This is a genomic window from Mycobacterium sp. IDUB_17 (genome assembly GCF_055419465.1).
The window spans coordinates 314,002-327,565 of record NZ_JBVAXS010000005.1; the positions used below are offsets into that span (position 1 = coordinate 314,002).

Below are 13,564 nucleotides of genomic sequence, written 5' to 3' on the forward strand. Positions count from 1 at the left end.
TATGACGGCCGAGCCGGGAGCTCTTCGGGGACAGGGAATTAGCGACCGGGATCGCTCACAGGCACCGCCTGAGGTGATCCACCGGCTCGCGGTGGCTTTCCTGTCCACCTATCGGGCTCCGCAGGCCGATGCGCCTGGGGTCGCGGCCACCGGTCCTCAGGTCGCCGTGGCCGAGCGACTGGTCTCCGATGCCACGCTGGCCGCCCACTACGCGTTGGGCGGCCAACGGGCGCCGGGCGAAACCAAGGTCATGGTGTATCCGGGGGACAGTGACTCCGGCCCTGCCCTGCAGATCGTCACCGAGCAGGCGGCGATGCTCGTGGATTCCGTGACGGTGCTGCTGCACCGCCACGGCATCGCCTACCCGGCCATCATGAACCCGGTCTTCCGGGTGCGCCGCGACGCCAACGGGGTGCTGCTGGACTTCCAGCCCGCCGCCGAGGCCACCGGGGTCGACGGCGTCGACGAATGCTGGATCCTCGTTCCGGTCAACGGGGCGGCCGACGGCCCGGCACTGACCGAGGTGGTCGCACTGGTGCCCGGCGTCCTGGCCGAGGCGCGCCAGATCGGGTTGGACGCCGCGGCCATGGGCGCCGCGCTGCACGCCCTGGCCAACGACGTGGCCACCGATGTGGAGGGCCGGTTTCCCAACACCGACCGCAGGGATGTCGCCGCTCTGCTGCGTTGGTTGTCCGACGGACATTTCGTGCTGCTCGGTTATCAGCAGTGCGCGATCAGCGACGGGCAGGCCTCGGTCGATCCCGCCAGCCGGCTCGGCGTGCTCAAGCTGCGCGACGACGTACTCCCGCCGCTGACCGCTCCTGACGACCTGATGGTGCTGGCGCAGGCCACGATGCCGAGCTATGTGCGCTACGGCGCCTACCCGTACATCGTCGTCGTACGCGAGAGCGGCGAGCGGGTCGTCGAGCATCGCTTCGTCGGCCTGTTCACGGTGGCTGCGATGAACGCCAACGTGCTGGAGATCCCGTTGATCTCGCGGCGGGTCGAGGAGGCGCTGGCCATGGCGCGCCGCGACCCCAGCCATCCCGGGCAGCTGCTGCGCGACATCTTCCAGACCATCCCGCGCCCCGAACTGTTCGCGCTGAGCTCGAAGCAGCTGCTGGACATGGCGCTGACCGTGGTGGACCTGGGGTCACGGCGCCGCACCCTGCTGTTCCTGCGCGCAGACCAACTGGCGCACTTCGTGTCCTGCCTGGTGTACCTGCCACGTGACCGCTACACCACCGCGGTGCGGCTGGAGATGCAGGACATCCTCGTACGCGAGCTCGGCGGGGAGAGCATCGACTACTCCGCCAGGGTCAGCGAATCACCGTGGGCGGTGGTGCATTTCACGGTCCGGCTGCCCGACGGCACGGCCTCGCACACCGTGGACACCTCGGCCGAGAACGAGAGCCGGATCCAGAACCTGCTGACCGAGGCCACCCGCAACTGGGGTGACCGCATGACCAGCGCCGCCGCGCACGCGGCGCTCAGCCCGGCCGCCGTCGAGCACTACGCGACGGCGTTCCCGGAAGACTACAAACAAGCCGTCGCCCCGGCGGATGCCATCGCAGATATCGCGATCATCGAAGGGCTGCAGGACAATTCGGTCAAGCTGGTGTTCGACGAGGGTGGGGACGACGGGCTGGCCCAGCTCACCTGGTACCTCGGGGGACAGTCGGCCTCACTGAGCGAACTGCTGCCGATGCTGCAGTCGATGGGTGTGGTGGTGCTCGAAGAGCGTCCCTACACCGTGCGCCGGGCCGACGGCCTGCCGGTGTGGATCTATCAGTTCAAGGTGGCCAGGCAGCGCAGCATCCCCAAGGCGCCCGATGCGGCATCGCGGGAGGCCACCGCCCAGCGGTTCGCCGACGCCGTGACCGCGATCTGGCACGGCTGGGTCGAGGTGGACCGGTTCAACGAACTGGTGCTGCGCGCCGACCTGACCTGGCAGCAGGTGGTGATCCTGCGCGCCTACGCGAAGTACCTGCGTCAGGCGGGTTTCCCGTACAGCCAGTCGCACATCGAGTCTGTGGTCAACGAGAACCCACACACCACCCGGTCATTGGTGCAACTGTTCGAGGCACTCTTCGACCCGACCGAGGACACCGCGGGTACCCGGGACGCCCAGGGTGCGGCCGCTGCCGTGGCCGCCGACATCGACGCCCTGGTCAGCCTGGACACCGACCGGGTGCTGCGGGCCTTCGCCACCCTGATCCAGGCCACGCTGCGGACCAACTACTTTGTGCAGCAGCCGAATTCGGCGCGGCAACGCGGTGTGGTGGCGATGAAGCTGAACCCCGGCCTGATCAACGAGTTGCCGTTGCCGCGGCCCAAGTTCGAGATCTTCGTGTACTCACCCCGGGTGGAAGGCGTGCACCTGCGGTTCGGGTTCGTGGCCCGCGGCGGGCTGCGCTGGTCGGACCGCCGTGAGGACTTCCGCACCGAGATCCTCGGCCTCGTCAAGGCTCAGGCGGTGAAGAACGCGGTCATCGTTCCGGTCGGGGCCAAGGGCGGGTTCGTGGTGAAACGGCCGCCCGAGCCGACCGGCGACGCCGCCGTCGACCGTGAGGCGACGCGCGCCGAAGGCGTTGCGTGCTACCAACTTTTCATCTCCGGACTGCTCGACGTGACCGACAACGTCGACAAGGGAACCGGTGCCGTCGTCACCCCACCGGACGTGGTGCGGCGCGACGGAGAGGACGCCTATCTGGTGGTGGCGGCCGACAAGGGCACGGCCACGTTCTCCGACATCGCCAACGAGGTCGCGAAGTCCTACGGGTTCTGGCTGGGCGACGCGTTCGCCTCGGGCGGTTCCATCGGCTACGACCACAAGGCCATGGGCATCACCGCCAAGGGCGCGTGGGAGTCGGTGAAGCGCCACTTCCGGGAGATGGGGGTGGACACCCAGAGCCAGGACTTCACCGTTGTCGGCGTCGGCGACATGAGCGGTGACGTGTTCGGCAACGGCATGCTGCTGTCGAAGCACATCAGGCTCATCGCCGCCTTCGACCACCGGCACATCTTCGTCGATCCCAATCCCGACGCGGCGGTGTCGTGGGTGGAACGCAAGCGCCTGTTCGAGCTGCCGCGGTCCAGCTGGGAGGACTACGACGCCAAGCTGATCAGCGAGGGCGGCGGTGTTTTCAGCCGTCAGCAGAAGTCCATCCCGATCAGCCCCCAGGCGCGCGCCGCACTCGGGATCGAGGGCGACATAGAGGAACTCACGCCGCCCGCCCTGATGAAGGCCATTCTCAAGGCACCGGTGGACCTGCTGTGGAACGGCGGTATCGGCACCTACGTCAAGGCCGAGACCGAGGCCGATGTCGGTGATCGCGCCAACGACCAGATCCGGGTGTGCGGAAACGAAGTGCGGGCCAAGGTTATCGGCGAGGGCGGCAACCTCGGCGTGACGTCCCTGGGGCGCATCGAATTCGACCTGGCCGGCGGCCGGATCAACACCGATGCACTGGACAACTCCGCGGGCGTGGACTGTTCCGACCACGAGGTCAACATCAAGATCCTGATCGACTCGCTGGTCACCGCCGGCAAGGTCAGTCCCGAGGAACGCACCGAGTTGCTGTTGTCGATGACCGACGAGGTCGGTGCCCTGGTGCTGACCGACAACAAGGACCAGAACGACCTGATGGGGACCAGCCGGGCCAACGCCGCGAGCATGCTCTCGGTCCACGCCCGGATGATCAAGGAGTTCGTGGCCAACCGTGGGCTGAACCGCGAGCTGGAGGCGTTGCCCTCGGAGAAGGAGATCCGGCGCCGCGTTGACGCCGGAATCGGTTTGACCTCACCGGAATTGGCCACCCTGATGGCCCACGTCAAGCTCAATCTCAAAGACGATGTGCTGGCCAGCGACCTGCCCGATCAGGAGGTGTTCGCCTCCCGGCTGCCGCGGTACTTCCCGAAGAAGCTGCGGGAGCCGTTCACCAGCGAGATCCGGTCGCACCAACTGCGCCGGGAGATCGCCACCACCATGCTGGTCAACGATCTCGTCGACACCAGCGGGATCAGCTACGCGTACCGCATCACCGAGGATGTCGGCGTCGGCCCCGTCGACGCGCTGCGCAGCTACGTAGCCACCGACGCCATCTTCGGGATCGGCAAGGTGTGGCGCGAGATCCGGGCTGCCGGTGATGACGGGGTCCCGGTGTCCGTCACCGACCGGATGACGCTGGATCTGCGCCGGCTGGTCGACCGGGCCGGGCGCTGGCTGCTCAACTACCGTCCGCAGCCGCTGGCGGTCGGTGCCGAGATCAACCGGTTCGCCGCGAAGGTGTCCGCCCTGCGCCCACACATGCCGCAATGGCTACGTGGTGACGACAAGGCCATCGTCGAGAAAGAGGCCGGGGAGTTCTCCGCGCAAGGGGTTTCCGACGAACTGGCGTATGCGGTGGCGACCGGGCTGTACCAGTACAGCCTGCTCGACGTGATCGACATCTCCGACATCGTGGATCGCGAGCCCGCCGAGGTGGCCGACACCTACTTCGCGCTGATGGATCGCCTCGGAGCCGATGGCCTGCTCACCGCGGTGTCCCGGCTGGGCCGCGACGACCGGTGGCATTCCTTGGCGCGGTTGGCGATTCGCGACGACATCTACGGTTCACTTCGGGCCCTGTGCTTCGACGTGCTCGCGGTCGGCGAACCCGACGAGACCGGCGAGGAGAAGATCGCCGAGTGGGAGCTGACCAACAGCTCCCGGGTGACCCGCGCCCGTCGCACGCTGACCGAGATATACCAAGATGGTGAGCAGGATCTGGCAACGCTGTCGGTGGCGGCGCGGCAGATCCGCAGCATGACACGAACGAGTGGAACGGGAACAACTGCGTGAGCTTTACAACGCCGGTGCACGTGCGCTGGTCGGACATCGACATGTACCAGCACATCAATCACGCCACCATGGTGACTCTTCTCGAAGAGGCCCGGATACCTTTTCTGCGTGAGCCGTTCGGCGCCACGATCGAGACGATCGGCCTGCTGATCGCCGAGGTCAAAATCGTCTACAAGGGGCAGCTCCGGCTCGTGGACTCACCGCTGCAGGTGACCATGTGGTCCAAGCGGGTGCGGGCCGTCGACTTCACCATCGGCTACGAGGTGCGCTCGCTGAATGCCGCCCCGGACTCCAAGCCGTCGGTGATCGGCGAGACCCAACTGGCCGCGGTACACATCGCCGAGCAACGACTGGAACGTCTGACGGCCGAGCAGCGCGGCTACCTGGAGAGCCATCTGCGATGACCGCCACCGAGCGCGGGCTGTGGATCGACGATCCGCGGGACCGCGACGACTTCGCGACGTTCCTCGACCGTGCTTTGCGGCTGGACGGTGCCGCGGTGGTGCGGCTGCGGGAGCGGACCGCCGGGCAGGGGAGTGGCGGCACAGCCGTGGCCTGGGTGGCGACCGGGTTGGAGGTGCTGGCCAGCCGGGTCGTGGCCGGGCGGGTGCGTCCGTCGGACCTGTCCGCGGGCGCCGACGCGCTGGTGGCCGGATTGTCCACTGCCGCAGACGGATACGTCGACCCAGGCTTCCCGATGGACTCCGCCTGGCGCGGTGGCTTGCCGCCCGAGGACGGATTCGTCCACCTCGATGACATCCCCGCCCGGGTGATGCTCGACCTGGCCCAGCAGGGCGGTGCGCTGGCCCGCGAGCACGGCAGTGCCCACGGGCCGCCGGCCTCGCTGCTCGACCAGGAGGTCATCGCGGTCAGCGCGGGCGAATACCGCATCGGCATCCCGATGCGCTGCGTCTTCGCGTTGACGGCCATGGGATTTCTGCCGCAGACGGGCAACGAGGTCAGCGAGCAGGAGATCGTGCGGGTCCGCGCACACCCGTCTTGGTTGCGCATCGACGCCCGATTCGGCTCGGTGTACCGCCGCCGCGGCAGCGCCGCACTGATCCTGGGTTGACCAGCGGGCGCAACGTGTCATCTGGTGACTTCGAGCTGACCATGGACGAGCTGCGGGTCGTCGCTCGATACGTGACGGAGACGGCGGAAGAGGTCCTCGGCGTATTCGAGGGTGTCCATCCCGATGACCGTCGGCCGCGAGCCGCCATCACCGCCGCGTGGCGGTTCGTCGACGGTGCGCCCAGATCCCAGGCGCAGCGGGTCGCCTCGCTGGACGCCCACCGGGCAGCGAAGGGTGCCGGCACCGAAGCCGCACGTCTGGCGGCGCAGGCGGCCGGTGACGCCGCCTCAGCGGCCTACCTGCATCCGATCGCGAAAGCCCATCAGGTCGGCCACATCCTACGGGCCGCGGCGAGCGCGGCCCGCATCGCCGAGATCAATGGCGACGGTGATCCCGCGGCGGCCGACATGGTGCTGCAGCGAGTTCGGCAGCGTGCCTCACCGGTGTTGATCGACGTTCTCCGTCGCTATCCGCCCGCGCCGACCGGCAAAAGCCGGGTGGCCCAGCTGATGACGACCTTGGACGATGCCCTGAGGGCGCAGCGCTGACGGCCCACCTTCAGATCAGCCAGGCGGCGGTGTCGGCGGGCAGCAGATCATCCGCCGGCTCACCACTGCTCAGCAGCACCTCGCCGGGCGGCAACGGCACCGGCTCGGCACCCGTGTTGAGGACACACACCAGGCCACTTTCGCGCCGCAGCGTCAGAACGTCGCCTGCGCTGTTCAGCTCGATCCGGTCGCCGGTGAATTCGTCACGGCTGGAGCGTAATTGGATGGCCCGCCGGTAGAACTGCAGCGTCGACGACGGATCGGCCTGCTGACGCTGCACCGTCAACGGTGCCCACTCGGCGGGCATCGGCAACCAGGTATCGGAGTCCGACGAAAACCCGAACGGTGGGGCATCGCCCGACCACGGCATCGGGACCCGGCACCCGTCACGTCCGCGTTCGGTGTGACCCGAGCGCTCCCACACCGGATCCTGGAGCACCTCGTCGGGCAGATCGACATTGGGCAGCCCGAGTTCCTCGCCGTTGTAGACGAACACCGCACCCGGCAGTGCCAGCATCACCAGGGCCATCGCCCGTGCCCGCGCCAACCCTCGGGCACCGCCGCCGTAGCGGGTGACCTCACGTTCCACGTCGTGGTTGGACAGCGTCCACGTCGGTGTCGCCCCGGCGAGGTCGGCCGCGGTGATCGCGTTGTCGATCGCGTCGTGGACTTCGCGGGCGTCGAAATCGGCTTGCACCAGACGGAAATTGAAGCCCAGGTGCAGCTCGTCGGGGCGCAGGTACTTGGCGAAGCGCTCGTTGCCGTGCACCCAGACCTCGCCGACCGCCACGGCGTCGGGATAGTCGTCGAGCACCGTGCGGATGAAGCGGTGGATGTCGTGCACGCTGTCGTTGTCGAACCGCGGGTCGTCGTCACTGTTTCGGAGCAGCGCGGTGTCGGTGACCGCCATGTCGGGCAGCTCGGGTGGCTTGGCCATGCCATGGGCCACATCGATACGGAACCCGTCGACCCCGCGGTCGAGCCAGAACCGCAGCGTCTTCTCCAGATCCTCGAACACCGCGGGGTGGTTCCAGTTCAGGTCGGGCTGGGCGGGGTCGAACAGGTGCAGATACCACTGGCCCGGTGCGCCGTCGGGTTCGGTGACGCGGGTCCATGCCGGGCCGCCGAACACCGACACCCAGTTGTTGGGCGGCGCGTCACCGTGTGGGCCGCGGCCGTCCCGGAAGATGTAGCGGTCGCGACGGCGCGGATCGGCCAGAGCCTGGACGAACCACGGGTGCGCCGAACTGGTGTGGTTGGGCACCAGGTCCATGGTGACCCGGATCCCGCGGGCATGAGCGGCGTCGAGCAAACGGTCCAGGGCGTCGATACCGCCGAACAGCGGGTCGACGTCGCGCGGGTCGGCGACGTCATAGCCGTGGTCGGCCATCGGCGACACCATCACCGGGTTGAGCCACAGGGCGTCGACGCCGAGCGCCGCCAGATAGTCCAGCCCGGCGCTCACCCCGTCGAGGTCACCGACCCCATCGCCATTGCTGTCGGCGAATGAGCGGGGATAGACCTGGTAGAAAACCGCGTCTACCCACCACCGGCGCATGTCAGAACGCCGAGTTCACCATCGAATCTGCGGCCATGTTCAGATAGTCCAGCAACGCGCGCCGGTGCGGCTCGTCCAGCGTCGCCGAGTCGATCGAGGCCACCGCGGTGTGCATGCAGCGCAACCAGGCGTCCCGCTCGAGGTACCCGATCCGGAACGGGGCGTGCCGCATCCGCAGCCGGGGGTGGCCGCGCTGATCGGAGTAGGTCCGCGGCCCGCCCCAGTACTGCTCGAGGAACATCCGCAGCCGCTCTTCGGCGCCGTCGATGTCGTCCTCGGGATACAACGGCAGCAGGATCTCGTCCTCGCGCACCAGTTGGTAGAACCGCGACACGATCGTCGCGAAAGTCTCGTGCCCACCGACTTCGTCGTAGAAAGATCGCTGCACCTGCGTCACGTCGTTCATTGTGGTCCATTGTGGCCTGACGGCACGTCGGCGCCGGTCACGGCACCGTGGTCACCTGGTGTTCATTGGACTGACCTGCGAACACACAAAGAATTTTCGTGCGTATCCGCAGGATCCATGGTGGACTGTCTCCTCGGAGGCTCCATGGCGCACAGCAAAAAAAGCCATATGCGACGGACCGGCCACATTCCCGGCCCATCGGGACCCCATGTGCCAAATCGCCCCCTGCACAGCGTCGAGGCACTGCCGACGACCAACCCTGACGCCTCCCTGTGGGGGCGTCGCCGGGTGCTGCTGCTCAACTCCACCTACGAACCGCTGACCGCGCTGCCACTGCGGCGCGCGGTGATCATGGTGATGTGTGGCAAGGCCGACGTCGTGCACGACGACCCGTCGGGGCCGGTCATCCACTCGGCCACCCGGACCATCGTGGTGCCCTCGGTGATCCGGCTGCGCACCTTCGTGCGGGTGCCCTACCGGGCCCGCATCCCGATGACCCGGGCGGCGCTCATGCACCGTGACCGATTCCGCTGCGCGTACTGCGGCGGCCGGGCCGACACCGTCGACCATGTGATCCCGCGTAGCCGCGGTGGCGAGCACTCGTGGGAGAACTGTGTGGCGGCGTGCGCGCCGTGCAACCACCGCAAGGCCGACCGTCTGCTGGCCGAACTCGGCTGGTCACTGCGGTGCGTGCCGATGCCGCCGAAGGGGCAGCACTGGAGGCTGTTGTCGACGATCAAGGAGCTCGACCCGGCCTGGGTGCGCTATCTGGGCGAGGGCGCGGCCTGATGCCCGACTTGCTGGGCACTCTCGGCGCATCGTCGCATTGCGGCTGATACGGTTTGCGCGTGAGCACAGCACTTACCCATTCCCTCCTCGGAGGGGTTCCGCTGGTGTTGTTCGTGGTCCTTGCGTTGATCTACCTGCCCCAAAAGGGACCGCATCCGGCTACCTACAAGATGTCCGATCCGTGGACCCACGAGCCCATTCTGTGGGCCGCCGAGGAGCCGCAGGATCACGGACACGGCGGGCATGATTCACACGGTGTGACGATCGGAGGCGGCGCAAGTGGCAAGTGGTGAAATTGCGACCGCGACGAAGGACGTCGACCTGCCGTACGGCTACGCCCTGACCTACAGCGGCCGGATCTCCGGGGTCACCGAGCCCGGTGAGCTGTCGGTGCACTACCCCTTCCCGACGATGGACCTCGTCGTCCTCGACGACGCGCTGAAGTACGGCTCCCGCGCTGCCAAGGCCCGGTTCGCCGTCTACATCGGTGACCTCGGCGCGGACACCGCCGCCACGGCACGCGAGATCCTGGCCAAGGTGCCCACCCCCAACAACGCGGTGCTGCTCGCGGTCTCACCCGACCAGCACGCCATCGAGGTGGTCTACGGCGCCGACGTCAAGGGCCGTGGCATCGAAGAGGCCGCCCCGCTGGGCGTCTCGGCAGCTGCCGCCTCATTCAAGGAAGGCAACTTGATCGACGGTCTGATCAGCGCCGTGCGCGTGCTGTCGGCCGGCGTTTCTCCCGCCTGATTTTTCGTACCTGGCACCGTGAGCGTGCGTGGTTGTCTGTCGACAATCACGCACGCTCGCTGCATTTGTGGGGTCGGTTAACCCACCAGCTCAGTGCGGATCTCCACAAATCGCGTCAAGAACGCACGCTCATCGAGCCGTTTGCGCCGCATCCAGGTGCTGACCTCGAAGTTGCACTTGCTGGCGTTGCACGACGCGCACGCCGGCACCACGTTGTCCACGGTGTAGCGCCCGCCCCGTGAAATCGCCATCACACAGTCCTTCTGGAACGGACCCGTGGGGCTGTGGCAGTAGGCGCACCCGCCCCACGCTGCCTTGATGGCCTCCCACTGCTCGTCGGTCAAGTCGTGGACCACGAGGTCCATCCGACGCTTACGTTTGCGGGCAGCCCGTGCCGCGCGGGTTCGACTGACCGCCATCGGCACAGCGTATGACCGCGAGCGGACGTGTCAGGCAGCAGACACGCCCGCTCGCGGTGCAAGTGGGAACTAGCTCACGTCGAAGGCGCGAGCGCGCAGGGAACGTTCCACTCCGGCCCGGCCCTCGATCACCAGCCGGCGCAGCGCGGGCGGCACCTCGGGATCGGACAGGAACGCGTCCGCAGCGTCCAGGCCGTTCTGGCTGATGTCCCACGACGGGTACAGCCCGATCACCACGGTCTGGGCGACCTCGCTGGACCGCCGCTCCCACACCCCGGAGATCGCCGCGAAGTATCGCGTCGTGAACGGTGCGAGGAACTCGGACTGACCGGGCTGCACGAATCCGCCGACGATCGCGCGGGTGGTGATGTTGGCGAGCGTGTCGTCCTCGATGACCTGCTCCCACGCCGCGGACTTCACCACGTCCTGCGGGCGGGCGGCCGAGGCCGCCGCGGCCTGACGCTTGCCGGCCGCGGTCGGGTCGTTCTCGGCCTCGGCATCGATGAACGGCGCCTCGGGTCCGTCGGCGTCGACGTCGCCGGTGCGGGCCAGCGCGGTGACGATCCGCCAGCGCAGATCGGTGTCGATCACCAGGCCGGTCATGTTCACCGCGGCTGGTTCGTTGTCGAGCAGGGTCGACAGCACGGCGACATGGTTCGGCGACAGCACCGAGGTGCACAGCGCGTTCACGAACGCGAGTTGGTGATCGGAACCCGGCGCGGACTCTCGCGCCAGATCGAGCAGTGCATCCCCGAACGCCGGCCAGCCGATTTCGGTGGCCCAGGCGGGATCGGCGTAAGAGCTCAGGGCGGTCTGCGCCTGCATCAGCAGCCGCTGCGCGACACCGACCTCGGTCTCGGCGGGCACTCCGCTCATCACCAGGGCGACGAAGTCGCGAGCCTTCATCTCGGCCTCGCGGGTCATCTCCCAGGCTGCCGACCAGGCCAGCGTCCGGGGGAGCGGATCGGCGATGTCGGCGATCCGTGACAGCACGGTCGACAGCGAGGCCGGGTCGAGCCGCAGCGAGCAGTAGGTCAGATCGTCGTCGTTGACCAGGATCAGCTTCCCGCGCGAAACACCGACCAGGGCAGGAACTTCCGTGATCGGGCCTTCGACGTCGAGCTCCTCGCGGTGCACGCGCACAAGCTTGCCCGAGCCGTCGTCGTCGTAAATGCCGACGGCGAGCCGGTGCACCCGGGTCTCGCCGGCTCCCGGGGCCGCACCCGACTGGGCGATCGCGAACCGGGTGAACGCACCTGAGCCGTCCACATCGAAGTCGGCCCGCAACGTGTTCAAACCCGTTGTCTTGAGCCATTGCTGGCCCCAGCCGGACAGGTCGCGTCCCGAGGACTTCTCCAGCGCACCCAGCAGATCGCCGAACGTGGCGTTCGCGAAGGCGTGGTCGCGGAAGTAGTCACGCAGCCCGGAGAGGAACTCTTCGAGCCCGACGTAGGCCACCAGCTGCTTGAGCACCGAGGCGCCCTTGGCGTAGGTGATGCCGTCGAAGTTGACCTCGACGGCGGCCAGGTCCGGGATGTCGGCGGCGACCGGATGGGTCGAGGGCAGCTGATCCTGCCGGTAGGCCCAGGACTTCTCCACATTGGCGAAAGTGGTCCACGCCGTGACGTATTCGGTGGCCTCGGCCTGGCACAGCACCGACGCGAACGTCGCGAAGGACTCGTTGAGCCACAGGTCATCCCACCACTGCATGGTGACCAGATCGCCGAACCACATGTGCGCCATCTCGTGCAGCACGGTCTCGGCGCGACGCTCGTAGGAGGCCCGGGTCACCTTGGACCGGAAGACATAATCCTCGAGGAAGGTCACCGCGCCGGCGTTCTCCATGGCGCCTGCGTTGAACTCGGGCACGAACAGCTGGTCGTACTTGCCGAAGGCGTACGGCGTGCCGAAGTTCTTGTGGTAGAAGCCGAAACCCTGCTTGGTCTCGGTGAAAAGCCGGTCGGCGTCCATGAACTCGGCCAGCGAGGCCCGGCAGAAGATGCCCAGCGGGATCTCGCCGTGGGAGTCGGAGTAGGAGTCGCGCCACACCGCGTACGGTCCGGCGATCAACGCCGCCAGGTAGGTGCTCATCTTCGGAGTGGTGGCGAAGGTGTGCACGGTCCCGGACCCGTCGGGCTCGGCGCTGGTGGTGGCGCCGTTGGAGATCACCTGCCAATGCGAGGGCGCGGTGACCTGCACGTCGAACGTGGCCTTCAGGTCGGGCTGATCGAAGCAGGCGAGCATCCGCTTGGCGTCGGCGGTCTCGAACTGCGAGTAGAGGTAGACCTCGTCGTCGACCGGGTCGACGAAGCGGTGCAGGCCCTCGCCGGTGTTGGAGTACAGGCAGTCGGCATCGACCACCAGGGTGTTGTGCTCGGCCAGGCCGGGCAGCGCGATGCCCGTGGATTCGTCGTAACCGGACACGTCCAGTGCGATGCCGTTCAGCGTCGCACTGCGGACGGTTTCGGCCGCCAGGTCGATGAAGGTGTCGGCGCCGGCGAGTGCGTCGAACGTCACAGTCGTAGTGGACCGGAAGGTGCGTTCGCCCGGTTTGCCGTTGCCGTCGGTGAGGTCGAGGACGACGCGGTAGTTGTCGACGGTGACCAGAGCGGCGCGCTCGATGGCCTGTTCGCGAGTGAGATTGGGAAGTGCCACCCGTCCAACCTAGTGGCTGGACCTCTGCGGGACCCGGGCTACTGGGGGAAGCCGGCGATCCCGGCGAGTCCGTTCAGCGCGCCCAGGTTGTTCAGGATCGAACCGTCGCCGATCGACGACATCATCTGCGGGCAGTACATCTGGATGGCGATTCCGGTGAAGAACGACGCCATCTGTGGGGACATGCCGCCGTCGCCGCGCATCTGGGAGGCCACCGATGCGAAGTCCTTGCCCGGCTCGACCAGCATCGGGCACACGTCCTGGCCCATCTGGACAGCGGTGTTGGGGTCGCCGTAGCCCACCCCGGCGTTGTTCAGGGCGTTCAGGAACGAATTGTCGGTCGGATCGGACGGGGCCGGGACCGGATCGGCTTGCGCAGGGGCCGCAAACGCGAGGGCGGCGGCGACGGCACCGACTGTCGCCAGGAAGGCACGAGCGGCCATATTGAGCTCCTCAGCTATCACGCAGAACCCTTACTTCGCTCTGCTCACTTGGGCAACAGTGGTTTACCAGGGTCACAGGAA

Annotated in this window: 12 protein-coding genes; 7 read left to right on the forward strand and 5 right to left on the reverse strand. The window is 67.6% G+C overall.

Features of this window, described 5'->3' with window-relative positions; translation table 11 throughout:
* Nucleotide 1 precedes the first annotated feature (1 nt).
* The 4 genes from ACZYZ7_RS22375 to ACZYZ7_RS22390 are packed head-to-tail and all read left to right on the forward strand — an operon-like array spanning nt 2 to nt 6,463.
* Nucleotides 2–4,843, forward strand: a complete 4,842-nt coding sequence (locus tag ACZYZ7_RS22375) for an NAD-glutamate dehydrogenase (protein ID WP_450072737.1) — start codon at nt 2–4, stop codon at nt 4,841–4,843.
* Nucleotides 4,840–5,247, forward strand: coding sequence for an acyl-CoA thioesterase (locus ACZYZ7_RS22380; RefSeq protein ID WP_135456460.1), 408 nt, complete (start codon nt 4,840–4,842; stop codon nt 5,245–5,247). Before ACZYZ7_RS22375 ends, ACZYZ7_RS22380 begins: the two co-directional genes overlap by 4 nt.
* Complete coding sequence (locus ACZYZ7_RS22385) at nt 5,244–5,915, forward strand: hypothetical protein (RefSeq protein ID WP_450072736.1); 672 nt, start codon at nt 5,244–5,246, stop codon at nt 5,913–5,915. The genes ACZYZ7_RS22380 and ACZYZ7_RS22385 overlap by 4 nt, the downstream gene beginning before the upstream one ends.
* 41 nt (nt 5,916–5,956) lie before the next feature.
* A complete protein-coding gene (locus ACZYZ7_RS22390) occupies nt 5,957–6,463 on the forward strand; it encodes a putative immunity protein (protein ID WP_450072802.1) in 507 nt (168 codons plus the stop codon).
* 10 nt (nt 6,464–6,473) lie between these two features.
* Here ACZYZ7_RS22390 and ACZYZ7_RS22395 read toward each other — a convergent pair whose 3' ends face one another.
* Together ACZYZ7_RS22395 and ACZYZ7_RS22400 are read right to left on the reverse strand one after the other, a co-directional pair.
* Nucleotides 6,474–8,021 (reverse strand): glycoside hydrolase family 13 protein, encoded by a 1,548-nt coding sequence (locus tag ACZYZ7_RS22395; RefSeq protein ID WP_450072735.1) that lies wholly within the window; start codon nt 8,019–8,021, stop codon nt 6,474–6,476.
* Nucleotide 8,022: 1 nt separating this feature from the next.
* The gene (locus tag ACZYZ7_RS22400) at nt 8,023–8,409 is read right to left on the reverse strand and encodes a globin (protein WP_167858160.1); all 387 of its coding nucleotides are present in this window, start codon (nt 8,407–8,409) and stop codon (nt 8,023–8,025) included.
* Between the two features lie 162 nt (nt 8,410–8,571).
* Between ACZYZ7_RS22400 and ACZYZ7_RS22405 the strand changes: the two genes are divergently transcribed.
* Genes ACZYZ7_RS22405 through ACZYZ7_RS22415 form a run of 3 tightly spaced genes read left to right on the forward strand, consistent with a single transcriptional unit; the run spans nt 8,572 to nt 9,966 of the window.
* Nucleotides 8,572–9,216: an HNH endonuclease gene (locus ACZYZ7_RS22405; protein WP_167857910.1), complete on the forward strand. Its 645-nt coding sequence runs from the start codon at nt 8,572–8,574 to the stop codon at nt 9,214–9,216.
* Between the two features lie 59 nt (nt 9,217–9,275).
* Nucleotides 9,276–9,509: an aa3-type cytochrome oxidase subunit CtaJ gene (gene ctaJ / locus ACZYZ7_RS22410; protein ID WP_135456450.1), complete on the forward strand. Its 234-nt coding sequence runs from the start codon at nt 9,276–9,278 to the stop codon at nt 9,507–9,509.
* On the forward strand, nt 9,496–9,966 hold the full coding sequence (locus tag ACZYZ7_RS22415) for a DUF5130 domain-containing protein (RefSeq protein ID WP_450072734.1): 471 nt from the start codon (nt 9,496–9,498) through the stop codon (nt 9,964–9,966). Before ctaJ ends, ACZYZ7_RS22415 begins: the two co-directional genes overlap by 14 nt.
* A 77-nt stretch (nt 9,967–10,043) precedes the next feature.
* On the opposite strand, the gene ACZYZ7_RS22420 is transcribed toward ACZYZ7_RS22415, so the two are convergent.
* The 3 genes from ACZYZ7_RS22420 to ACZYZ7_RS22430 all read right to left on the reverse strand — a co-directional run bounded on the left by ACZYZ7_RS22420 (nt 10,044) and on the right by ACZYZ7_RS22430 (nt 13,483).
* The gene (locus tag ACZYZ7_RS22420; protein ID WP_450072733.1) at nt 10,044–10,385 is read right to left on the reverse strand and encodes an HNH endonuclease; all 342 of its coding nucleotides are present in this window, start codon (nt 10,383–10,385) and stop codon (nt 10,044–10,046) included.
* Nucleotides 10,386–10,454: 69 nt separating this feature from the next.
* A complete protein-coding gene (gene pepN / locus ACZYZ7_RS22425) occupies nt 10,455–13,040 on the reverse strand; it encodes an aminopeptidase N (RefSeq protein WP_463741843.1) in 2,586 nt (861 codons plus the stop codon).
* 38 nt (nt 13,041–13,078) lie between these two features.
* Nucleotides 13,079–13,483 (reverse strand): DUF732 domain-containing protein, encoded by a 405-nt coding sequence (locus ACZYZ7_RS22430; protein WP_135456442.1) that lies wholly within the window; start codon nt 13,481–13,483, stop codon nt 13,079–13,081.
* Between the last annotated feature and the right edge of the window lie 81 nt (nt 13,484–13,564).